The organism is Sulfitobacter sp. 1A15106, assembly GCF_043556995.1.
GTDB classification, from domain to species: Bacteria; Pseudomonadota; Alphaproteobacteria; order Rhodobacterales; family Rhodobacteraceae; genus Sulfitobacter; species Sulfitobacter faviae.
The window spans coordinates 223,906-247,105 of the sequence record NZ_JBIFFM010000003.1; the positions used below are offsets into that span (position 1 = coordinate 223,906).

A 23,200-nucleotide genomic window follows, 5' to 3' on the forward strand; every position below is an offset into this window, starting at 1 on the left:
TTGGTGAGGCTGGGCGAACCTTCGCGAACACACATCATCGCTGCGCCATAAAGTGGCCCGAAGCGGCGTTTCAATCGCCACCCCACGGGCAGGCGATGTCCCTCCCGCGCGACCGAAGCCGCGCGGGGGATAACTTACTCCGCTGGAACTGCCGTCTCTTCCACTGACAGCGGCGCGGGCAGATGCACCAGCATCTCCTTCGGGCAGACCTGCAGGAAGTTGTGCTTCTCAGTCTCCCAATGCTGAAGAATATCGGCGGCCTTGCGGCTGTTGGTCTCGGCGACATGACGCTCCAGCAGCCCGTGCAACTGGTCCAACCAATGTTCGACGCTGACCGGGCAGGTCACGATCGTCTCGGCGTTCATCAGCTTCGGCGCCAGCCCGTCGGGGTCATAGAGATAGGCCATCCCCCCGGTCATCCCGGCGGCGAAGTTCGCGCCGATCTCGCCCAAGATCACCGCCACACCGCCAGTCATATATTCACAACCGTTACTGCCGCAGCCTTCGATCACCACATGCGCGCCCGAGTTGCGCACCGCAAAACGCTCGCCCGCCCGGCCCGCGGCAAAGAGGTATCCCGCCGTCGCACCATAAAGCACCGTGTTGCCGATGATCGTATTCTCCGACGCCACGACCGGGCTCGCCATCGAAGGCCGCACCACAATCGTGCCGCCGGACAGACCCTTGCCGACATAGTCGTTCGCATCGCCCGAGACTTCGAGCTTCAGCCCCGGTGCCGCGAAGGCGCCGAGCGATTGTCCGGCACTCCCGGTCAGCTTCACCGTCAAGTGGTCCGGCTGGAGGGAATTGCGCATACCGAAGCGTTTCACGATATGGCTCGAAACCCGCGTGCCGACCGTCCGGTGCGTGTTCTGCACGGCGTAGGACAGCTGCATCTTCTCACCATCCTCAAGGAAACGCGCGGCATCCCGGACGATCTGCGCATCAAGCGTATCAAGCACCACCTGACGCGGTTTGTCGCGGTCATAGACGTTCTCATGTGCGCCATCGACGGTGATCAACAGCGGGTTGAGGTCCAGATCATCCAAATGCGCCGAACCTCGGCTGACCTGCGTCAACAGGTCCGCGCGGCCGATGACTTCATCAAGGCTGCGCGCCCCGATGCTGGCCAGAATCTCACGCACTTCGGTGGCATAGAAGGTGATGAGGTTCACCACTTTGTCCGCATTGCCGGTGAACTTGCCACGCAGAGCTTCGTCCTGTGTGCAAACACCCACGGGGCAAGTATTCGACTGGCACTGGCGGACCATGATGCAGCCCATAGCGATCAGCGCGGCGGTGCCGATGCCATATTCCTCGGCCCCCATCATCGCAGCCATGACGATGTCGCGTCCGGTGCGCAGGCCACCATCGGTGCGCAATGTCACCCGGTCGCGCAGGTTGTTCATCGACAGAACCTGATGCGCCTCAGTGAGGCCCATCTCCCACGGCAGACCCGCATATTTGATCGAGGTCGCAGGCGAGGCCCCGGTGCCACCGTTATGGCCCGAGATCAGGATGATGTCGGCCTTGGCCTTGGCCACGCCCGCAGCAATCGTGCCGACACCGCTCGACGCCACCAGCTTGACCGTCACCTTGCAGCGCGGGTTGATCTGCTTGAGGTCATAGATCAGCTGCGCAAGGTCTTCGATCGAGTAGATGTCGTGGTGCGGCGGGGGCGAGATCAGCGTCACGCCCTTGGTCGAATGCCGCAGCCGCGCGATCAGATCGGTGACCTTCATGCCGGGAAGCTGCCCACCCTCACCGGGCTTGGCACCCTGTGCGACCTTGATCTCCAACTCTTCGCATTGGTTCAGATACTCCGCCGTCACGCCAAAGCGGCCCGAGGCGACCTGTTTGATCTTGGCCGACGGATTGTCGCCGTTGCTTTCTGGCACGAAATGCGCCGGATCTTCGCCGCCCTCGCCGCTGTCAGATTTCGCGCCAATACGGTTCATCGCCACGTTCAGCGTCTTATGCGCCTCTGGGGAAAGCGCGCCCAGCGACATGCCCGGCGTTACGAAACGCTTGCGGATCGAGGTGATGCTCTCCACCTCCTCCAATGGCACCGGCGTGCCCTTGGGCTTGATGTCGAGCAGGTCACGCAGATGGATCGGCGGGTTGCTCTGCATCTTTTTCGAATACTGCTGCCACATCTGATAGGACGCCTTGTTGCAGGCCATTTGCAGCATATGCATGCTGCTCGCCTCCCAAGCGTGTTTTTCGCCCGTCTTGCGCTGCTTGTAGAAACCGCCAATCGGCATCACGACCCCGTCGCCCTGCCAGCCTTTGGCGTGGACTTCTTCGGCTTTGCGCTGAATGCCGACGACACCGATGCCGGAGATACGGCTGGTCATGCCGGGGAAGTACTCGGCACACATGGCGCGCGAAAGACCCACGGCCTCGAAGTTCAGGCCGCCGCGATAAGACGAGATCACGGAAATCCCCATCTTCGCCATGATCTTGAGCAGACCTTGGTCAATCGCCTCACGGTATTTCTGCACCGCCTGCGTCAAGGTCATGTCCAGAAGCCCGCGCTCAATCCGGTCGGCGAGGGAATCTTCGGCCAGATAGGCGTTCACCACGGTCGCGCCGCAGCCCACAAGCACCGCGAAGTAATGCGGGTCGACACATTCCGCCGCACGCACGTTGAGCGAGGTAAAGGTCCGCAGACCCTTGCGCACGAGGTGACTGTGCACCGCGCTGGTCGCAAGGATCATCGGCATCGCGACCCGGTCGGCCCCGCTGTGCTGATCGGTCAGCACCAGATGGCCCGCGCCAGAGCGCACGGCGTCTTCCGCCTCGGCCCGAATCCGCGCCAGACCGGCACTGAGATTGCCGTTGCCCGCCTCAAAGGTGCAGTCGATGGACACGGTATGCACCTTGAACTGCGCCATCAGTTCTTCGAACTGCGCATTGCCGACGAAGGGACTGTCGAGCACGAGGATCTCGGTCTGGGAGCTGTCTTCGTCGAGCACGTTCTTGAGGTTACCGAAGCGCGTCTTGAGGCTCATCACCCGGAATTCGCGCAAGGAATCGATCGGCGGGTTGGTGACTTGGCTAAAGTTTTGGCGGAAGAAGTGGCTCAGCGGGCGATACTGGCCGCTCAGGACCGCCGAGGGCGTGTCATCGCCCATCGAGGCCAGCGTCTCTTTTCCGTCCTCGGCCATGGGCGCGAGGATCTGTTCCAACTCTTCGATGGTATAGCCCGCAGCCACCTGACGGCGGCGCAGTTCGGCCCCGTCAAACAGCGGCTTTTCGGTGACGCGGCCAAGGACATCATCCATCTCGGTGATCTTGCCGACCCATTCGCCGAAGGGCTGGTTCGACGCGAGCTTGTTCTTGATCTCGGTATCGTTGAAGAGTTTGCCCTCTTCCATATCGACCGCGATGATCTGCCCCGGGCCAAGCGCGCCTTTGCGCACGACCCGCGCCTCGTCCAGTGGCACCATCCCGGCCTCGGACCCGGCGATCAACATGCCGTCGGAGGTTTCCACATAGCGCATCGGGCGCAGGCCGTTCCGGTCAAGCCCGGCGCAAACCCAGCGGCCATCGGTCATCGCCAATGCGGCGGGGCCGTCCCATGGCTCCATCACGGAGTTGCAGTAGGAATACATGTCGCGCCATGCTTGGGGCAGTTCCACCGCCTGTTTCGACCACGATTCCGGCACCAGCATCGTCTTGGCCATCGGCGCGGAGCGGCCCGCGCGGACCAGCACCTCGAACACGGAATCCAGTGCGGCAGAGTCGCTGGACCCCGAGGCCACGATCGGTTTGATGTCCTCGGCCATGTCGCCAAAGGTAGCAGAGGCCATGCGGATCTCATGGCTCTTCATCCAGTTCATGTTGCCCTTGAGGGTGTTGATCTCACCGTTATGGGCCAACATGCGGAAGGGCTGCGCCAACCACCACTGCGGGAAAGTGTTGGTGGAGTAGCGCTGGTGATAGATCGCGAAGGCACTGATGAACTTGTCGTCTTTCAGGTCGGGATAGAATTCGGCCACCTGTTCGGCCAGCATCATGCCCTTGTAGATGATGCTGCGGCAGGACATCGAGGCGATGTACATCTGCGGCACCTGCGCGGCGATGGCAGCTTTTTCGATGCGGCGGCGGATGACATAAAGCTCACGCTCAAAGGTCTCTTCGTCGACACCTTTGGCGTTGGAAATCAGGATCTGCTCAATCTCGGGCCGGGTCGCGTTGGCTTTCTCGCCCAACACGGAGATATCTACCGGCACATGGCGCCAGCCGTAGATGTAATAGCCCATGCGCAGGACTTCGGTTTCCACGATGGTCCGGCATGTCTCTTGCGCTGCAAAATTGGTGCGCGGCAGGAAGACTTGGCCCACTGCGATCAGCTCGTTCTCGCGCGGGGTGTGGCCGGTGCGGCGGACCTGCTCATAAAAGAAGGGCACAGGGATCTGCACGTGGATGCCCGCGCCATCGCCGGTCATCCCATCTGCGTCAACCGCGCCGCGGTGCCAGATCGCCTTGAGCGCGTTGATCCCGTTCAGGACGACTTCGCGGGTCTTCTCGCCGTTGATATTGACCACAAGGCCCACGCCGCAGGAAGAATGCTCTTCCTCGAAACTATACATGCCCTTATCGGCCATCATCGCGCGTTTGGCTTCTTCGCGGGCCACCCAGGCGTCATCATATTTGGTCATGGCTTGGTTCCTTCCACAAACGCCGCAAATCCTGCTTCGACTTCGGCCTTGGTTTTGATCTCGTGGTCCCCGGCAAAGGCATAGCCGTCGGGCTTCACATCTATGTAAATCTCGGTCTTGAGCGGCAGGCCGCCCGCATTCTCCACCAACCCGGCAGAGAGTGAGTAATAGTCATGCCCCGGCAGCGTGAGGTGATACCAAAGCGTGCTGCCGCAACTGTCGCACCATGCCCGCTCTGCCCAGTCCGAGGAGGCATAGGATTTCACCGGGCCATCATAGGTCAGGCTGCCCGGTTTTGCGTCGATCTCAAGGAAAGCGCTGCCGGTCCAACGGCGGCACATCTCGCAGTGGCAGGCACCAAGCGCGTCTTTCAACGGCTCAAAGCTGACCGTGACCGCCCCGCAGAGGCAATGACCGCTCAAAAGGCTCATTGCTTGTCCTCCACATGCAGGGCGCGGGCCTCGTAATCGGCTTTGCTCACCCGCTCCAGTTCTCCGGCCAGGGCAAAGTTGCTTGGGGCGCGGTCGGCATAGACCACACGCGCCAGCTTTGCCTCGCCAAACCCGTCGAAGAGACCCGGAGCCAGTTCCAGCAGCTCCGCGTTCTCGCCTTCGGTATCGGCAAACCAAACCGCTGTGCCGCAGGTCTCGCACCACGCCCGCTCGGCAAAGGAGGATGAGGCATAGGTCCGGATCGGTCCCTTGTGGGAAACCCGCGCGCGTGGCACTTCGATCCCCATCTGGACAGAGCCGCTCCACCGGGTGCAGAGGTCACAATGACAGGCCGAAATCGCAGCCAACGGCCCGGTCACATCCACCGTGACCGCGCAGCACAGACAGTGGCCGTGGTGAGCTTCACCCCCCATGGCGTTGTCCGCTTTGATGGCTGCACCAGCACTCATCTCATTCCGCAGCGATGCGCTGCGCCCCGTTGAAATCATCAAGGATCGCCTGCGCGCAGTCGCGGCCATCCTTGATGGCCCAGACCACAAGGCTCGCCCCGCGCACGATGTCGCCCACGGCATAGACGCCATCAAGCGCCGTTGCCCCGGTGACGTAATCGGCTTTGATCGTGCCCCAGCGGTTCACCGGCAGGTCCGGCTCGTTCCACAGGGTCGGCAGGTCTTCGGGCTCGAACCCAAGCGCCATGATGACGAGGTCGGCGTCTTCGACGTAGTCCGCGCCTTCGATCACCTCGGGGGCCTGACGGCCAGTGACATCCGGCGCGCCAAGGCGCATCTTCTGTACCATCACGCCGGTCACGGGATCGCCGACAAAGCCCTTGGGTGCGCTGAGCCATTCAAAGATCACGCCTTCTTCCTCGGCGTTTTGTACTTCGCGTTGGCTGCCCGGCATATTGGCCCGGTCCCGACGGTAGAGGCATTTCACGCTCTCCGCGCCTTGGCGGATCGAGGTGCGCACGCAGTCCATCGCGGTGTCGCCACCGCCGATCACGACGACTTTCTTACCCGCAGCATTCAGACGGCCATTTTCGAAGTCATCGACCGAGTCGCCAAAGCTTTTGCGGTTCGAGGCGGTCAGGAAGTCAATCGCCCGCTCCACGCCGAAACCACCAACGCCGGGAGCTTCGATCTCGCGCGTTTTGTAAACGCCGGTGGCGATGATCACCGCGTCATGTTTGCCCCGGATCGCGCCAAAGCTAAGGTCGACACCCACATCGCAGTTCAATTCAAAGGTCACGCCACCTTCGGCAAGCTGCGCATTGCGGCGCTCGACCACGTCTTTCTCAAGCTTGAAGCCGGGGATGCCATAGGTCAGCAAGCCGCCCGCACGGTCGTAGCGGTCATAGATGGTGACCTGCACGCCCGCGCGGCGCAGCATGTCCGCCGCTGCCAGACCGCCGGGGCCGGCACCGATGATGCCAACGCTTTCAGCGCGCTCTTCGCGTGGGGCGGCGGGTTTGACCCAGCCCTGCTCCCATGCGGTGTCGGTTATGTATTTCTCGATCGAGCCGATGGTGACGGTGCCATGGCCCGACTGCTCGATCACGCAGTTGCCTTCGCACAGGCGGTCCTGCGGGCAGATGCGGCCACAGATCTCGGGGAAGGTATTGGTCGCCTGACTGATCTCATAGGCCTCTTGCAGACGCCCTTCCGCAGTCAGGCGAAGCCAGTCGGGGATGTTGTTGTGCAAAGGGCAATGGGTCTGGCAGTAGGGCACGCCGCATTGGCTGCACCGGCTGGACTGTTCAGCCGCTTTCGCATCCGCATATTCGGCATAAATCTCGTCGAAATCCGTCCGGCGCAAATCGGGCGGGCGCTTTTCGGGCATATCCCGCGCAACGTCTGTAAATTTCAGCATGACCTGCTTCGCCATATACCCGTTCCTTCGACAAATTCCGTCAGAAGGCTCGTATACGAGAGCGCCCAAGTAAATAAAAGACAGCAGTGCTGACCTATTTACCTCTTTCCGGGCAAATGGATCGCCCCCAGGTCATTTTTATGCATCATTTAAGGTCCGATACGGACCTAAGCGTCAAAACCCTGCCCAAAGCGCAATGATCACGACACCACCTACAAGGATTCGCCACCACCCAAAAAGCGCATAGCCATAGCGGCTGATGTAATCGAGCACCCAACGCACCACGAAGACGGCAGAGATAAAGGCCATGACAAAGCCCACAGCAATCTCGCCCATGGCAGAGGCATCCAGCACATCGCGGTTCTTGTAGATGTCATAGGCAAAGGCGCCCGCCATCGTCGGCATCGACAAAAAGAACGAGAATTCCGCCGCGGCGCGTTTGCTGGCCCCCAGCAACAGGGCGCCAACGATCGTCGCGCCCGACCGCGAGGTGCCCGGCACCATGGCAAGGCATTGGATGACGCCGATCTTGAACGCCATGGAAAGCGGGAATTTGGTCGCGTCGGTATAGGTCGGCGCAGGTGCGATGCGATCCACGATCAGCAGCACCACCCCGCCCAGCACCAACATGATGGCGATCAGCAGAGGTGTTTCGAACAGGACCGTCTTGATGAAATCATGGGCCAAGACGCCGATGAACACCGCAGGCAGAAAGGCCAGAAGCACCGACCAGATGAACCGCCGTGCCTGCGGATCATGCGGCGCGGCGGAGAATACCGCCCAAAGCCGTGCGGAATAAACTGTCAGGATCGCCAGCACCGCGCCCAATTGGATCACGACCTCAAAGGTCCGCCCGGCGCTCTCAAAGCCCAAGAAGTGACCGGCCAACAGAAGATGCCCGGTCGAAGATACGGGGATGAACTCTGTCAGCCCCTCCAGCAAACCCAGAAAGGCGGCGATCAGAGTGGTTGACTGTTCCATTATCCCTGCCGCAGGTTACGTGCCGATGCTTTGATGGCGTCATACTGCCCCGAGGGTCGGAACCGCCAGAGATAGTCGGGCAGCACCGCGTCCATCGCGGTGGGGGTGATGCCAAGCTCGGTAAAGCCGCGCGCCCCTTCTGCCACAACGTTGTCATTGCGCAGGTTTTTGACCTGATCGCGGGTCAGCATCTTGTTGGTGAAAAGACCAAAGGTCGCGGCCTGCACCATGTCGAACCCAAAGGCGACGATCTTGGCTAAGAACCACGGCATGTTGAGCACCAAACGCCGACGGTGAATCATCTCAAGCATACGCTGCATCAGGCCGCGGAAAGTATCCACATCAGGGCCACCAAGCTCATAGACACCCGCGGGGGCCTGCCCCTCCAGAGCCTTTTCGGCCGCTTTGGCAACGTCATCGACAAAGACCGGCTGGAACCGGGTAGAGGCACCGGCGACCGGTAGGATCGGGCCGGTGCGGGTCATGCCCGCAAAGCGGTTAAAGAACTCATCCTCGGGGCCAAACATGATCGAGGGGCGCAGAATCACGGCCTCAGGCATATGTTTGAGAATGGCGGCCTCGCCCTCGCCCTTGGTGCGGGCATAGTCGCTCTCGGCCTCCATGTCCGCGCCGATGGCAGAGACATGCACGAAACGACCAACTCCTTCGGTTGCGGCCATATGGGCGATACGCTCCGCCCCTTCGGACTGCACCGCGTCAAAGCTGTTCTTGCCGGTTTCGACCAGAATGCCCACGCAGTTCACGACCGCGTCCGCCCCACGCAGGGCGTCGCGCACGGAGCCATCGTTGCGAATGTTGCACAAAACAGGTTCGACTTGGCCAACCACACCATAGGTCCGCACAAAGAGCGCTTCGTTGGGGTGGCGCACCGCCACCCGTACCCGCCAACCAGCTCTGGCCATGCGATACGCGATATAGCGTCCGACAAACCCCGAACCGCCATAAATCGTGACCAGCTTAGACATTCTGCCGCTCCTGTAGATAAATTCTCTGACAGGATGTACCCGTGCGCCGCCGCTGTCACAAGGCCAAACCCCCGGTTGTAGCGATCCTCGCGCAGGATTTTCTAGATTTCGCTCAAATTGCGATTGACAGTCACCCGGCTGAGCCTTAAAGCACCCCACACGATACGTGCCCAGGTGGCGGAATGGTAGACGCGCTAGCTTCAGGTGCTAGTACTGGCAACGGTGTGGAGGTTCGAGTCCTCTCCTGGGCACCAATATTCCCCGACAGATGATTGACCGTAGATCAGGTCTCAACCGACCCCGACGCTACACACCCCGCAAGGGGGCGCTATGCCGCCCAGTCTGCGTACAGACGCACCCTTATTGCACGGCAACGCCTGCGTTTTTCAGACATAACTGCAGCCGTCTTCCAAGCTCTGACAGGCTAAAAGGCTTTTTCAAACAGTCGCTTGCCCCTGCGGCCAAAGCGCGGCGTAGCAGATCTGCGTCTTTCCGGGTTGAGATCATGACGACCGGAACGCCGTGGTAGAATGGCAGACCTCTGACATGGCTACAGAACTCAAGCCCGTCCATCGCGGGCATCATGAAATCCGTGATGATCACATCTGTCGCGATCCGTTCCTTCGCGAGCGCGGCCAAGGCTTGGGCGGGGCATCCATAATCCGCCACGCATGAAAATCCGACTTCGGCGAGGGACGCCTGAATGAACTGCCGCGCAATCTCTGAATCGTCGATAACGATAGCATTCCAGTTCATTTCACCGCACCTTACCTTCTAAACAACGCCCCGGGGGCCACCGTAGCGGTGTGGCACTTAATATCGTGTGAATGCTTAAATGCGTTTGCCGACAAACAGCGCCGTGTCGGAACGGATGCAGGCGATCTCACCCTTTTGCCAGACAAGCTCCCCCTGCGCGGTCGCGTATTTGCCCATGCTGACGCAGGCGGTGATCGGGGTGATCTCTGTGACGTTTTGGGCGGCATCGAAACTGTGGCTGAACTGAATGGACATGGCTTGTGCTCCTGAGTTGACGTTAATCAACCTTCACACATGTCGCCGCTCAATGCCTGCTGGCGTCAGGATAACGGCCCTATTCTTAGGTATATGCCACGTCACTTTCAGACTACGAAAAGCGCCCCGTCAGCGACGGTTCAGCAGCTTTTGGTACTTTGGCACGAACAGATCCGCGCCTTTCACCTTTTTCGTTATCCAATCGCCTGCTGTGAACAGCATCAAAAAGCTATTGCCGCGTTCCGGCCCCAAGGGCAGCACGATCGGCGCCTCCGTACCCCACGGGCGATAGGTTTTCATATCCGCCAGTTTGCGGCCCGTGATCAGCCCGGTGAGGGTCTTTTTCAACCAAGGCAATTGCCGGCTGACCGCGACGATGGTCATGGTGTCACCGGGGTCCGCCACGTCCCCGGCGGCAAAGACGTTGGGCAGGGACGAGGGGCGCAGATGGCCGTCTGTCTTGATCCGCTCTGCGGCGGTAACCTCTGCGCCGGGAAGGTTCTTCAGCAGGTCAGAACAGGCGCGCGCCCCCAACACGGGAAAGATCAGATCGAATGCGCGTTCAGGTCCTCCTTCGAGGGTCACACTGCCCGCATGCGGCTCTGTCATAGAGGTAAGCCCTTCGACCTTTTTGCCGAGGATAAGCTCCACCCCGCTGGCCTTTAACTTCTTGCTCAGCGAAGCCCCAAGGCTGTCCGGCTTGGCCGCAAAGAGCTTGTCGTCCATGGTGATCACGGTGATCTTTTTGTCGGGCATGGCCTCGGCAATCTCGCCCGCAAGCTCAACCCCCACAGCCCCGGCGCCGATGATGCCGACGGTCTTGGCCGCCTGTAGCTTTTCATGCGCGGCTCGGCTCGCGGCCCGCAACCCGTCGATGTCTGCGCCTTTGGGCTTGAAGGGCGCGGCATAGTTTGAGCCGGTCGCGACAACGATGTAATCTGCGTCGACCCGCGCGCCGCTATCAAGGGTCACACCCTCCCCGTCCACACCCGTCGCCCGCGCCGCAACGACACGGCCGCGTTTCAGCAAGCGGTCATAGGGGATCAGCGAGTCTTCGACCAAACTGGGCTGCACCACGGCGCGGATCATCGCAGAGGCATGCACAAAATGGCTGCGCGGTTCGATCAATGTGACATCGGCAATGTCGTCCATCGCCTTGGCCAGATCTGCCCCCAGATACCCGCCCCCTACGATTGCGATACGTTTGCCCATCGGTGCTGTCTCCATGTGGTCATCCCAGTCTGCCGGACAATCTTGCCCATGCGGTTGGCTATCCACATAGGCGCGGGGTCATAAATTTCCCGCCCGGGATGCCAAAACCTGCCGACTGTGCCGCCAAAGTGGTCACATGCTCACCCGATAAGCGCCTTAAGGGGGGCCGATTCTCTTAAACGATACAACATATTGTTTAGAATCATCGCACCTGTTTAACTCCCCCCAGCGACAGGGAGAGCCGCGGCACAATGAAAGACACCAAAGCAGAGACTTTTCTGCGTTTTGACAACGTCAAGAAGAGCTACGATCAGGAAAACCTCGTCGTCAAAGGCTTCGACATGGATGTGCAGGAGGGGGAGTTCATCACCCTTCTTGGCCCCTCCGGGTCGGGCAAAACCACCGTTCTGATGATGTTGGCGGGGTTTGAAAGCGTCACCTCGGGCGATATCGCGATCAATGGCCGGTCGATCAACAAGACCGCGCCGAACAAGCGCAATATCGGCATGGTGTTCCAAAACTACGCGCTGTTCCCGCATATGACGGTGGCCGAAAACCTCGCCTATCCGCTCAGCGTTCGCAAAATGTCCAAGGCGGATATCAAAGAGCGCGTGGCCGAGTATCTCGCATTGGTCGAACTTTCGGCCTTTGGCGACCGCCGCCCCGGTCAGCTTTCCGGCGGCCAACGGCAGCGTGTGGCGCTGGCCCGCGCGATGATCTTTCAGCCGACGCTGATCCTGATGGACGAACCCTTGGGTGCGCTCGACAAGAACCTCCGCGAACAGATGCAGTTCGAGATCACCCGCCTGCACAAGCAGATCGGCTTTACCGTGATCTACGTGACCCACGACCAGACCGAGGCACTTTCGATGTCGGACCGGATCGCGGTCTTCAACGATGGCGTCGTGCAGCAATGCGCCCCACCGGCGGAACTGTATGAGCGCCCGGTCAATGCCTTCGTGGCCGAGTTCATTGGTGAGAATAACTTTGTGCAGGGCAAGGTCAGCAAGATCGATGGCGACCTTGCCAAGGTCGAGACAGACACCGGCACCATCACCACGCAAACTTCCGAAGGGCTGACCGAAGGCGCGCAATGCCGCGTCTCCATCCGGCCCGAGAAACTGTTCATTCACCCCACGACCCACGCCCATGACAACGCGCTGACGGCGACCTTTGTCACGCGCATCTATGTGGGCGATTTCATCCGCTATTATTTCCGCCTACCCGACGGCACCGACATTATCGTCAAAGTGCTCAACGACCTGTCCGCGCCAGAATTCGAAGACGGCGCGACGGCGCAGCTGTTGTCCCTGACGAAAGATTGCATCGCCTTTGCCAATTAAAGGCGACCGAGGGCAAACCGGGGCCCCGCAAAAGACCTGGACACAACAAGGAGAGACCCGATGAAGAAACATCTGACGTATCTGGCCACGACGGCGCTGCTTGCCAGCCCTGTTCTGGCCCAGGATCTGACAGTGACGTCCTTCGGCGGCGCCTATGGCGCGGCACAGATGGAGCACATGATTGAACCCTACATGAAGGAATCCGGCACCAACGTCCTGTTCGAAGACTACGGCGGCGGCGTGGCCGAGATGAAGGCGCAGGTCGAAGCCGGGAACATCCTGTGGGATGTCGTCGACATCGAAGTGATCGACCTCGAACGCGCTTGCGCCGAAGGTTATCTGGAAGTGATCGACCAATCCGTTCTGCCCGAGGGCGACGATGGCACCGCAGCGGCGGATGACTTCATCGAAGACGCGCTGGCCAATGAGTGTGGCGTCGGCAATATCGTTTGGTCCGTCGTCTTTGCGGTGAACACAGAAAACGGCGAAGGCCCGAAAACCATTGAAGACTTCTTTGACACCGAGAAGTTCCCCGGCAAACGCGGTCTGCGCAAACGCCCCCAAGTGAACATGGAATGGGCGCTGCTGGCCGATGGCGTTGCCCCCGAAGAAGTCTATGAAGTGCTCGCCACCGAAGAGGGCCAAGCCCAAGCCTTTGCCAAGCTCGACACCATCAAGGATGAGATCACTTGGTATGACAGCTGGTCTCAGGCCCCCGTTCTGCTGAACGACGGCGGTGCCACCATGGTGCAATCCGCCAACGGTCGTATCTTTGCCGCAATCAAGGACGATGGCGCCCCCTTCGAGATCGTCTGGGACAGCCACATCTATGACCTCGACGTTTGGGCGATCATGAAAGGCACCGAGAAGAAAGAAGAGGCGATGGAGTTCATCAAGTTCGCCACAGGCACCGTGCCGCTCTCGGGGATGCAAGACGTGGCCTACGGCCCGACCCGCGCCTCTGCTCAGGCGCTGCTGCCCGAAGAGGTCAAGAAAGACCTGCCCACGGCGCATCTTGATGAGGGCGTGAAGGCCGATGGTATCTTCTGGGCCGACTATGGCGAAAGCCTTGGCGAGAAGTTCAACGAATGGCTGCTGCAATAAGCACCCTGCCCCGCGCCTTTCCGGGCGCGGGGACCCCAGACCTTAAAGATGAGTAATCGCGTGCCCAGCCTCAGTTCCGAAGACGCCGCCAACGCCCGTCGCCAATTGCGCCGCCGCCGCACGCAGGCGTTTTTGTTTGTGGTGCCGCTGCTGGTCTTTATCCTTTTTGCCTTTGTGGCCCCGATCACCACGATGCTGTTTCGCAGTGTCTATAATCCGACCGTCGCCGAACTGGTGCCTGAGACGCTGACCATGCTCGAAGACTGGGAGGGTGAGACCCTGCCCGATCCGGCTGTGGTGACGCAAATGGCCATCGACATGAAGCGCATGGCGGGCAACCGCACCTCCGGCAAATTCGCCGATGAGATCAACCGCGCCCTGCCGGGCATGTCGAGCGTGATCAAATCCACCGCCCGCGGTCTGCGCCGTGCCGATGATGCGGAACTCGCCGCCAACGGGGCCGAGATGCTGCTGGCCGAGAATGACCGCTGGGCCAAGCCCGCCACATGGCGCGCGATCCGCAGCGCCGGGCAGGCCTATACCTCAAGCTATTACCTCACCGCCGTCGATCTGGAGTACGATGCCGAGGGCGAGATCATCATGCGTGACACGCAGATCTACAAACAGCTCTATGGCAAGACGCTGAAGATGGCGCTGATCATCACCGGGCTGACCATGCTGCTGGGCTATCCTCTGGCCTTCTATATGTCGCAAGCCTCGCCAGCGATGGCGAACTTCCTCATGGTTTTTGTCCTCCTGCCATTCTGGACCTCCCTGCTGGTGCGCACCACCGCTTGGATCGCGCTGTTGCAAGCGGGCGGCGTGGTGAACTCTACGCTGATTTGGGCGGGGCTGATCAATGAGCCGATTGAGCTTTTGTACAACGAGTTCTCCACCATCCTCGCCATGACCCACATCCTGCTGCCCTTCATGGTACTGCCACTCTATGCGGTGATGCGCGGGATCGACGCGAGCTTCATGCGCGCCGCGATTTCGATGGGCTCGAACCCCATCGGCGCGTGGTACAAAATCTACCTGCCGATGAGCCTGCCGGGCCTCTCGGCTGGGGCGCTGTTGGTCTTCATCATCTCGGTCGGCTACTACATCACGCCCGCGCTGGTGGGCGGCACCGACGGTCAGATGATCTCCAACATCATCGCCTTCCACATGCAGGTGTCCAACAACTGGGAACTGGCGGCGGCCTTGGGCTCGCTCCTGCTGATCCTGATCCTCGTTCTCTACTGGCTGTTCGACCGTTTCGTCGGCACCGACAACCTCAAGCTGGGATGACGTCATGAGCCCATTGCCCGACTATTACACGATCTGGCACAAGGCGGGGCACTATGGCCTGCGCATCATGGCGGCCTTGGTGCTCATCTTTCTGATGCTGCCGATCCTCGTGATCATGCCGCTGTCGTTCAATGCCGAGCCGTTCTTTACCTTCACCCAAGGCATGCTGTCGCTCGACCCCGACGCCTATTCAACGCGCTGGTACCAAGAGATTGTCGATGACCAAAAATGGCGCATCGCGATCCGCAACAGCTTCCTTGTCGGCATCGCAGCTGCCAGTATCGCTACGGTGCTGGGGACACTGGCCGCCGTCGGCCTCGCCTCGCCTTGGATGCCGTTCAAACGGGTCATCACCGCGCTGCTACTGTCGCCGATGATCGTGCCATTGATCATCATCGCTGCGGGCATGTTCTTTTTCTACACGCAGTTCAACCTCGTCGGCACCTTCACCGGGCTGATCATCGCCCACGCGGCGCTCGGCGTGCCTTTTGTCATCATCACCGTCACCGCCACGCTCAGCGGCTTTGACCGCTCACTCTTCGTGGCGGGGCTGAGCCTTGGGGCCTCTCCGATCAAAGTGTTCTGGGACGTGGTGATTCCGCTCATTCGCCCCGGCGTGATCTCGGGCGGGCTTTTTGCCTTTGTCACATCCTTTGACGAGGTGGTGCTGGTGCTCTTCCTCGCAGGCCCCGAACAGCGCACGATTCCGCGGCAGATGTTCTCGGGTCTGCGCGAGCAGATCAACCCGACGATTCTGGCGGTGGCAACGCTGCTGGTGGTGCTCTCGGCGACGATGCTTTTCGTGCTGGAAGCCCTGCGCCGACGCTCGGCGCGGCTGCGCGGGCAGGAATAGGCGAAACCGCCCGCGGGCGGCACCAAACACCTGATCCACTACCATATTCGGGGAGGGTGAGTGGTGAGCCGTGATGGGTTCGAACCATCGACCTACTGATTAAAAGTCAGTTGCTCTACCAACTGAGCTAACGGCCCACTAGGCGGGTAACTAGAAATTACGGGCGGCAGGGTCAAGCCCTTAATTACGAAAATAATGCGAGATGCTGGATTAGTTTTCATGCCGGGGTTATATGCCCCGAATGTACAGCGATCAGACCCCCGGATTGCCCTTCATGAAAATGCATGGGCTAGGCAATGACTTCGTCGTGTTTGATGCACGTGCGGAGGCAATCGACGTGACTCCGGCGATGGCGCAGGCCATTGGTCACCGGCAATTTGGTGTGGGATTCGATCAGCTTGCGGTGATTACCCAAGGGACGGGCGACGCGCATCTGACCTTTTACAATTCCGACGGCTCCCCCTCTGCCGCTTGCGGCAATGCCACCCGCTGCATCGCACGCTACCTGATGGATGAGTCGGGGCGCGATTCGCTGCATTTGACCACCGCGCGGGGCGATCTGGCAGCGAACGACGCCGGGGGCGGCTTGACCTCCGTCAACATGGGCCACCCGCAGTTGAATTGGGACGAGGTGCCACTGGCGCGCGAAATGGACACGCTGCACCTGCCGATCGACGGCGACCCCGTCGCCACCGGCATGGGCAACCCGCATTGCACCTTTTTCGTCGATGGTGCCGAGGCGGTGGACCTATCCGATCTCGGCCCCCGCGCCGAGCATGACCCGCTTTATCCTGAGCGGACCAATGTGCAAGTCGCGCAGATCGTCGGGCCGGATCACATCCGCATGCGCGTTTGGGAGCGCGGCGTGGGCGTCACGCTGGCCTCGGGCTCGTCCTCCTGCGCCACCGCCGTCGCCGCCGCCCGTCGGGGCCTCACGGGCCGCGCCGTGCGCATCGACCTCGACGGCGGCACACTGCACATCGATTGGCGCGAGGATGGCGTCTGGATGACGGGGCCGACCGCCCATGTCTTTTCCGGCACCTTCACCCCCGACTTTCTGGAGAGCCTGACATGAGCGCCCCGATCTTCAGCACCATGGGCTGTCGTCTCAACGCCTATGAGACCGAGGCGATGAAGGAACTGGCCGAACAGGCCGGGTTGCAAGACGCCGTGGTCGTCAACACCTGCGCCGTCACCGCCGAGGCTGTGCGCAAAGCCCGCCAAGATATCCGCAAGCTGCGCAAGGCGCACCCCGATGCGCGGCTGATCGTCACCGGCTGCGCCGCACAGACCGAGCCCGAGACCTTTAACGCCATGCCCGAGGTCGACGCCGTGATCGGCAACACCGAAAAGATGCAGGGTGCGACATGGCAGGGCATGGCCGCCGATTTCATCGGCGAGACCGAGACCGTGCAGGTCGACGACATCATGTCTGTCACTGAAACAGCAGGCCATTTGATCGACGGGTTCGGCACCCGGAGCCGCGCCTATGTGCAGGTGCAAAACGGCTGCGACCATCGCTGCACCTTCTGCATCATTCCTTACGGTCGCGGCAATTCGCGCTCGGTCCCCGCAGGGGTCGTGGTGGATCAGATCAAGCGGTTGGTCGACAAGGGCTTTAACGAGGTGGTGCTGACCGGGGTCGACCTGACATCATGGGGGGCCGATCTGCCCGCCACGCCAAAGCTCGGCGATCTGGTGATGCGAATCTTGCGTCTGGTGCCCGATCTGCCGCGCTTGCGGATTTCCTCGATCGATTCGATTGAGGTGGATGAAAGCCTGATGCAGGCCATCGCGACGGAGCCACGCCTGATGCCGCATCTGCATCTGTCGCTGCAACACGGCGATGACATGATCCTCAAGCGCATGAAACGCCGCCACCTGCGCGACGATGCGATCCGTTTCGCCCAAGAGGCCCGCGCCTTGCGGCCTGACATGACCTTTGGTGCCGACATCATCGCCGGTTTCCCGACCGAGACCGAAGCGATGTTCGAAAACTCAATGAAACTGGTCGAGGAATGTGACCTGACATGGCTGCATGTCTTCCCCTATTCCGCCCGCCCCGGCACCCCCGCGGCGCGGATGCCCGCGGTGAACGGTGCTGCGATTAAAACCCGCGCGGCACGGCTGCGCGCGGCAGGAGAACGGCAAGTGCAACGGCATTTGGAGGCGCAAGTCGGACGCACGCACGATGTGCTGATGGAGAACCCTCACATGGGGCGCACGGCGCAGTTCACCGAGGTGAGTTTTGCCGCGCCACAGGTCGAGGGCGACATCGTGCGGGCCGAGATCACCGGAATTTCAGGCGCGCAGCTGACCGCCTAGCGCGAAGGGCATCGCCCTCCCTGGGGGGCGATGGAACGAGGCTGTGGTCGGAACGGCTACCGTACTCGAAACGACTCCGCATCATGAAACCTCGCCAAATCGCCCTCCGGGGGGAGGGAGGGCGATGCCCGGTGTGCCACCGGGCGGACCCTGTTGAGAGGTTTTAGGCCAAATGGCCGCCACCATTACGCATGGCCAAAAAAAAGGGCGCCGGTTTCCCGACGCCCTTCTCATTTCCAAAAGCCGTGGCCCGATCAGTCGTCCTTGCGACGGTTCTTGACCGGCGCCCAGAGCTTTTTGTTGGTCAGGTACAGCAGCACCGACAACAGACCCAACAGCACGACCCCAGCAAAGCCAGCCTGCTTGCGTGCGCCCAGCTTCGGCTCGGCGGTCCACATCAGGAAGGCAGAGACATCTTCGGCCATGTGCTGCACGTCGTTGGCATGGTCATCCGCGAACTCGACCAGCTCATCCGACAACGGGGGCGCCATGGCGATCCAGCCGCCCGGGAAGACAGTGTTCTCATAAAGAACCGTGCCCGCCTGCTCTTTCTCTTCGCCGGTGTAGCCGGCCAGAAGTGCGGTGATATACTCCGGCCCGCCGATCCCTTTGAGGAACTGGTTGATGCCCAAACCGTAGGGGCCGTGGAACGCGGCGCGTTTCTTGGCCATCAGCGAGAGGTCAGGTGCGTTCGGCAGGTTGGACCCGGGGAAGTGGTCAACCGGGGTGCCGGGACGGGTGTCGTCCAGCTCGGCGTCATAGACGTCATAGCCTTTGGCGTATTCGATCACCTGCTCTTCGGGCATGTTCGGACCGGTTTCGTCCGACAATGTCCGCATCGCGACATACTCCAGACCGTGGCAGGCCGCGCAAACCTCGGTGTAGATCTGCAGACCGCGCTGGAGCTGGTTTACGTCGTAACCGCCGAACGGACCATCGAAAGAGAAATCGATGTTGTCGATATGCGGTGTGGCGTGGGAATCGTCACCCTGATCGTCGTCACCGGCGTGATCTTCAGCGGCAGTTTCCTCGCCGTGGTCTTCCGCTTCCATGACACCCACGTTGGGGTCATCACTATGCGCCTGACCGGCAACATCGTCTTCGGCGATCACTTCGTTTTCAGCGTTTTCCTCGGCTGTCGATTGCGCTTCGTCCGTGGCTCCGACTTCTTCGGCAGGCGCTTCTTCGGCGTCTTCGGCAGAAACCTCTTCGGGCGCTTCCTCGGTGGCAGCATCCTCAGTGGCGGTTTCTTCGGCCGGGGCCTCTTCCGCTACTGGTGCTTCCTCGGCAGGCGCCGTTTCAGCCGGAGCTTCTTCGGTTGTCGCCTCTTCAGCTGGTGCGTCTTCAACCGGAGCCTCGGCAGCAGGTGCCTCTTCGGTTGCGGTGTCCTCAGCAGGGGCTGCCTCAACCGCGGGTTCGTCAGCCGGGGCCGCGTCGACCTCGGGTTCGGCTGCGGGCGCGTCAGTTTCAGCAGGTGCCTCTTCCGCCGCTGGCGCTTCAGCAGGCGCGGTTTCGGCTTCGGCCTCCGGCGTTTCCGCCGGAGTTGTTAGCAGTTCTTCTTCTGTCGCTGTGTCCTGCGCCAGCACCGCCGTCCCCGGCAGGGCAAGGCCCAGAGTTACCACGGCAGAAAGGAGGTTGGTCTTCATCATGGTCATGATCCTTATTCCGCCGGGTTCACAAGCGTCTTGGTGCCGCCTGCCTTGGGCGCGTAATGCGCGTCAAAGTCGGCTTCGATGGTTTCAGGCTGCGCCAGCGGCTTCTCGATCACGCCCAAGAGGGGCAGAATCACGAGGAAGTAGGCGAACCAATAGGCCGAAGCGATCAGTGAGAAGCTCGCATAGGGCTCTTCTGCGGGCATCGCACCCAGCCACATCAGGGCGAAGAAGTCGATCACCAGCAGAGCGAACCACCATTTGAACATCGGACGATACCGGCCCGAACGTACAGAGGATGTGTCCAGCCATGGCACCAGCGCCATCACGGCAATCGCACCGAACATCGCCAGCACGCCGAAGAACTTGGCGTCGATGATGCCACCGGTCACGAAGGACGCGATCTGCACAACCCAAACCTCAGAGGTGAAGGCCCGCAGGATCGCGTAGAAGGGCAGGAAGTACCATTCCGGCACGATGTGTGCAGGCGTCGCCAGAGCGTTGGCTTCGATGTAGTTGTCCGGGTGGCCCAGATAGTTCGGCATGAAGCCAACAACCGCGAAGAACAGCGTCAGGATCACGGCCAGCGCGAACAAGTCCTTGATCACGAAGTAGGGCCAGAACGGCAGCGTGTCTTTCTTGGCGTCTTCCTTCGAGGTGCGGCGCACTTCGACCCCGGTGGGGTTGTTGTTGCCGGTCGTGTGGAAGGCCCAGATGTGCAGCACCACAAGGCCCGCAATCACGAAGGGCAGCAGATAGTGCAGCGAGAAGAAGCGGTTCAGCGTCGCGTTATCAACCGCAGGTCCACCCAGCAGGAAGGTCTGCAGTGTTTCACCGACAAAGGGAACCGCGCCAAAGAGGCCGGTAATCACGGTCGCGCCCCAGAAGGACATCTGACCCCAAGGCAGAACATAGCCCATAAAGCCGGTGGCCATCATCAGCAGATAGATCAACATGCCGATGATCCATGTGATCTCACGCGGGGCTTTATAGGAGCCATAGTAGAGACCACGGAAAATATGCGCATAGACCGCGATAAAGAACAGCGACGCGCCGTTCATATGCAGATAGCGGATCATATAGCCGCCGTTCACGTTGCGCATGATGTGCTCAACCGACGAGAAGGCCAGATCGACATGCGGCGTGTAGTGCATCACCAGAACGATGCCGGTGATGATCTGCAGTGCCAGACAGAAAGTCAGCACGATGCCCCAGATCCACATCCAGTTCAGGTTCTTGGGCGTGGGGATCATCAATGTGTCGTACAAAAGGCCAACGATGGGAAGGCGGCGGTGCAGCCACTTTTCGCCGTTCGAATTCGGCTCGTAATGGTCGTGAGGAATTCCAGACATCTTTCTTCCGCTCCCTTAACCCAGTTTAATCGTGGACTCGTCCACGAATTCGGCGACAGGCACCGACAAGTTGCGTGGGGCCGGCCCCTTACGGATGCGGCCTGCGGTATCATAGTGCGACCCGTGGCAGGGGCAGAACCAGCCGCCAAAGTCACCCGCATCACCCAAAGGCACACAGCCAAGGTGCGTACAAACGCCCATCTGAACCAGCCATTCGCCAGTTTCATCCAGCGCGCGGTTCTCATCCGTGGCAGGCACGTCGCCACCAAGATTCTCGTTCTGCGCGATCGGATCGGGCAGCGTCGATACATCGACGGCTTTCGCCTCTTCGATCTCGGCTTCGGTGCGGCGGCGAATGAACACCGGCTTGCCCAGCCATTTCACGGTCAGCTGCGTCCCGACTTCAACGCCAGACACATCCACACGAATGGACGACAGCGCCTTTACGTCGGCAGAGGGGTTCATCTGGTTGACCAGCGGCCAGACGGCGGCACCAACGGCGACGGCACCTGTACCGGCTGTCGCGTAATACAGGAAATCCCTCCGGGTGCCTGCGTGTTCTTCTGCTTGGGACACGGGTTTACTCCAATTCTTGGCCAAATCTGGCCGTCAGACATAGGGGTGGCGTCACCTTGCCACCTGACTTCTCGCCGCTATCTACCGGGATGGACCGCGCCCGTCCAGATGTCAAAGCCGCGCATCTGGGATCAACCGCGCCACAACGCGGCAAAAATACCGCGATTGTGGCAATATCATTACGGCCCGATTACTGCGGCGGCGCGGTATGGGTCATCGCGGGGCGCGAATCAAAGGCATCGAACCAAGCTGCCAGATCGGGGTTTCCGGCCCGCCAATCCCGCGCGCCATGGCGGAAATCGATATAACCCAAGGCGCAGCCAACCGCGATCTGCCCCATGTCCAAAGGCCCAGCGAGATGCGCCGCCCATTGATTGTTCAGCGTCTTGCAGGCGCGTTCAACCTTGCCCCACTGGCCCTCGACCCATTCCGCCATGCGTTTGTTTTCGGGGCGCAGCTTGCCTTCGTAGACCATGGCGAGCGCTGCATCGAGCATCCCGTCCGCCGTGGCCTCCAGCGTCAAAGTGTCCCACCTGCTTGTGCCTTGGGGGTAAAGCCCCGCCCCGGCGCGGTCATCCAAATAGGCGCAGATCACCCGGCTGTCATAAAGCGTGCAGCCGTCTGGCCGCTCCAACGCAGGCACTTTGGTCAGCGGGTTGCGCGCGGCAAAGCCCTCCGCCGGGGCCAGCGGCGTGCCCGATGTCGGCTCCAGCGCGACATCGTCAAGCTGGCCGGTCTCATGCAGCAGCACCATGACCTTGCGGACATAGGGCGAGGTTGGAGAATAAAATAGTTTCACGTGAAGTCCCCCCTTGGTTGCCCGCACTATTCAACGGCGCTGCGCCGGACGCAACGGCGATCACACCCCGCGCATCAGGGCCGCCATCACCGTCGGATCCGTACCGAACCCATGCGCCGCCATCTGCTCCGCCGCCGCGAGACGCACGGCCGCATCCTTGTTCTGGCCCAGCTTCCATGTGCCGTCGACCCCGGTGACGCGGAACTGGCAAGGCACGATCATCCGCAGCATCTTGTCCCGCGCCTCGGGGGTCATCTTGTCCATCCTCCACGGGGTCTTTGGGGCCAGCCGCGCCTCGTAGATCGCCGATTGCCGTGCCAGCAGATCGGGCAGTTCCTCTGCCGGGCGAAGCGCGAGCCTGCCGGTCAGATGCACGGCCACATAGTTCCATGTCGGCACCTGATCCTCGATCCCGTACCAGTCGGGCGAGACATAGCTGTCGGCCCCCGTTACCGCCAAACGCACCGGCTGCGGGGTTTTCAGCGCCCGCGCGATGGGGTTCGAGCGTACCAGATGCAACTCAGCCAAATCCCCGGCTTCGTTCAAGATAAACGGCACATGCGCCATCAACGGCCCCTCGTCGGCGTTTATCGCCAACACGCCAAAGCCGGTGTCACGGGCAAAGGCAAGGTTCCGGTCGCGGCCCTCTTTGCGGTAGATCGGATTGGGGTGCATGGTGCCTCCTATGCGTTTCTTTGGTATTGCAGAGCCCTGCGCAACTTGGCAAC

General features: G+C 61.0%; 20 protein-coding genes and 2 tRNA genes. 7 read left to right on the forward strand and 15 right to left on the reverse strand.

The genetic code is table 11. The features are described 5' to 3' along the window. Window positions 1-134: 134 nt before the first annotated feature. The 6 genes from gltB to ACGYKA_RS06070 all read right to left on the reverse strand — a co-directional run bounded on the left by gltB (window position 135) and on the right by ACGYKA_RS06070 (window position 8,955). On the reverse strand, window positions 135-4,667 hold the full coding sequence (gene gltB, locus ACGYKA_RS06045; RefSeq protein ID WP_132444038.1) for a glutamate synthase large subunit: 4,533 nt from the start codon (window positions 4,665-4,667) through the stop codon (window positions 135-137). Next, window positions 4,664-5,098 (reverse strand): GFA family protein, encoded by a 435-nt coding sequence (locus ACGYKA_RS06050; RefSeq protein WP_067942620.1) that lies wholly within the window; start codon window positions 5,096-5,098, stop codon window positions 4,664-4,666. The genes gltB and ACGYKA_RS06050 overlap by 4 nt, the downstream gene beginning before the upstream one ends. Beyond that, the gene (locus ACGYKA_RS06055) at window positions 5,095-5,568 is read right to left on the reverse strand and encodes a GFA family protein (protein WP_300051090.1); all 474 of its coding nucleotides are present in this window, start codon (window positions 5,566-5,568) and stop codon (window positions 5,095-5,097) included. Before ACGYKA_RS06055 ends, ACGYKA_RS06050 begins: the two co-directional genes overlap by 4 nt. Before the next feature lies 1 nt (window position 5,569). After that, window positions 5,570-7,003: an NAD(P)-dependent oxidoreductase gene (locus ACGYKA_RS06060; protein WP_394408329.1), complete on the reverse strand. Its 1,434-nt coding sequence runs from the start codon at window positions 7,001-7,003 to the stop codon at window positions 5,570-5,572. A gap of 159 nt (window positions 7,004-7,162) precedes the next feature. Beyond that, on the reverse strand, window positions 7,163-7,969 hold the full coding sequence (locus tag ACGYKA_RS06065; protein WP_067623108.1) for an undecaprenyl-diphosphate phosphatase: 807 nt from the start codon (window positions 7,967-7,969) through the stop codon (window positions 7,163-7,165). Further along, window positions 7,969-8,955, reverse strand: a complete 987-nt coding sequence (locus ACGYKA_RS06070) for a complex I NDUFA9 subunit family protein (protein ID WP_394408326.1) — start codon at window positions 8,953-8,955, stop codon at window positions 7,969-7,971. Before ACGYKA_RS06070 ends, ACGYKA_RS06065 begins: the two co-directional genes overlap by 1 nt. 168 nt (window positions 8,956-9,123) lie before the next feature. Between ACGYKA_RS06070 and ACGYKA_RS06075 the strand changes: the two genes are divergently transcribed. Continuing rightward, window positions 9,124-9,209: transfer RNA gene (locus tag ACGYKA_RS06075), tRNA-Leu, on the forward strand. Window positions 9,210-9,315: 106 nt separating this feature from the next. On the opposite strand, the gene ACGYKA_RS06080 is transcribed toward ACGYKA_RS06075, so the two are convergent. The 3 genes from ACGYKA_RS06080 to ACGYKA_RS06090 all read right to left on the reverse strand — a co-directional run bounded on the left by ACGYKA_RS06080 (window position 9,316) and on the right by ACGYKA_RS06090 (window position 11,193). Next, the gene (locus ACGYKA_RS06080; protein ID WP_300051021.1) at window positions 9,316-9,711 is read right to left on the reverse strand and encodes a PleD family two-component system response regulator; all 396 of its coding nucleotides are present in this window, start codon (window positions 9,709-9,711) and stop codon (window positions 9,316-9,318) included. A gap of 75 nt (window positions 9,712-9,786) precedes the next feature. Further along, window positions 9,787-9,966, reverse strand: a complete 180-nt coding sequence (locus ACGYKA_RS06085; RefSeq protein ID WP_269341980.1) for a hypothetical protein — start codon at window positions 9,964-9,966, stop codon at window positions 9,787-9,789. Between the two features lie 129 nt (window positions 9,967-10,095). Then, entirely contained in the window at window positions 10,096-11,193 is a 1,098-nt protein-coding gene (locus ACGYKA_RS06090) for an NAD(P)/FAD-dependent oxidoreductase (protein ID WP_394408277.1), read from the reverse strand. Window positions 11,194-11,429: 236 nt separating this feature from the next. Between ACGYKA_RS06090 and ACGYKA_RS06095 the strand changes: the two genes are divergently transcribed. Genes ACGYKA_RS06095 through ACGYKA_RS06110 form a run of 4 tightly spaced genes read left to right on the forward strand, consistent with a single transcriptional unit; the run spans window position 11,430 to window position 15,768 of the window. Continuing rightward, on the forward strand, window positions 11,430-12,521 hold the full coding sequence (locus ACGYKA_RS06095; RefSeq protein ID WP_322344744.1) for an ABC transporter ATP-binding protein: 1,092 nt from the start codon (window positions 11,430-11,432) through the stop codon (window positions 12,519-12,521). Between the two features lie 60 nt (window positions 12,522-12,581). Continuing rightward, entirely contained in the window at window positions 12,582-13,625 is a 1,044-nt protein-coding gene (locus ACGYKA_RS06100; RefSeq protein ID WP_394408274.1) for an ABC transporter substrate-binding protein, read from the forward strand. Between the two features lie 48 nt (window positions 13,626-13,673). Further along, window positions 13,674-14,915, forward strand: a complete 1,242-nt coding sequence (locus tag ACGYKA_RS06105; RefSeq protein ID WP_394438226.1) for an ABC transporter permease — start codon at window positions 13,674-13,676, stop codon at window positions 14,913-14,915. A 4-nt stretch (window positions 14,916-14,919) separates the two neighbouring features. Next, window positions 14,920-15,768, forward strand: coding sequence for an ABC transporter permease (locus ACGYKA_RS06110; protein ID WP_174861039.1), 849 nt, complete (start codon window positions 14,920-14,922; stop codon window positions 15,766-15,768). Between the two features lie 61 nt (window positions 15,769-15,829). On the opposite strand, the gene ACGYKA_RS06115 is transcribed toward ACGYKA_RS06110, so the two are convergent. Continuing rightward, a tRNA-Lys gene (locus ACGYKA_RS06115) sits at window positions 15,830-15,905 on the reverse strand. 104 nt (window positions 15,906-16,009) lie between these two features. On the opposite strand from ACGYKA_RS06115, the gene dapF reads away from it, so the two are divergent. Next, entirely contained in the window at window positions 16,010-16,843 is an 834-nt protein-coding gene (gene dapF, locus ACGYKA_RS06120) for a diaminopimelate epimerase (RefSeq protein WP_394408792.1), read from the forward strand. Further along, entirely contained in the window at window positions 16,840-18,093 is a 1,254-nt protein-coding gene (gene mtaB, locus ACGYKA_RS06125; RefSeq protein ID WP_394408237.1) for a tRNA (N(6)-L-threonylcarbamoyladenosine(37)-C(2))-methylthiotransferase MtaB, read from the forward strand. Before dapF ends, mtaB begins: the two co-directional genes overlap by 4 nt. A gap of 254 nt (window positions 18,094-18,347) precedes the next feature. Here mtaB and ACGYKA_RS06130 read toward each other — a convergent pair whose 3' ends face one another. From ACGYKA_RS06130 to ACGYKA_RS06150, 5 genes are all read right to left on the reverse strand, one after another. Further along, window positions 18,348-19,742 carry a cytochrome c1 gene (locus ACGYKA_RS06130; RefSeq protein ID WP_348408954.1) on the reverse strand — a complete coding sequence of 465 codons (1,395 nt, stop codon included), beginning with the start codon at window positions 19,740-19,742 and terminating at the stop codon, window positions 18,348-18,350. A gap of 11 nt (window positions 19,743-19,753) precedes the next feature. Then, window positions 19,754-21,097, reverse strand: a complete 1,344-nt coding sequence (petB, locus tag ACGYKA_RS06135) for a cytochrome b (RefSeq protein WP_067265773.1) — start codon at window positions 21,095-21,097, stop codon at window positions 19,754-19,756. Window positions 21,098-21,112: 15 nt separating this feature from the next. After that, window positions 21,113-21,673 carry a ubiquinol-cytochrome c reductase iron-sulfur subunit gene (gene petA / locus ACGYKA_RS06140; protein ID WP_067623073.1) on the reverse strand — a complete coding sequence of 187 codons (561 nt, stop codon included), beginning with the start codon at window positions 21,671-21,673 and terminating at the stop codon, window positions 21,113-21,115. A 190-nt stretch (window positions 21,674-21,863) separates the two neighbouring features. After that, window positions 21,864-22,472: a glutathione S-transferase gene (locus tag ACGYKA_RS06145; RefSeq protein WP_394408233.1), complete on the reverse strand. Its 609-nt coding sequence runs from the start codon at window positions 22,470-22,472 to the stop codon at window positions 21,864-21,866. Window positions 22,473-22,532: 60 nt separating this feature from the next. Continuing rightward, the gene (locus tag ACGYKA_RS06150; RefSeq protein ID WP_394408230.1) at window positions 22,533-23,147 is read right to left on the reverse strand and encodes an FMN-binding negative transcriptional regulator; all 615 of its coding nucleotides are present in this window, start codon (window positions 23,145-23,147) and stop codon (window positions 22,533-22,535) included. Window positions 23,148-23,200: the final 53 nt, after the last annotated feature.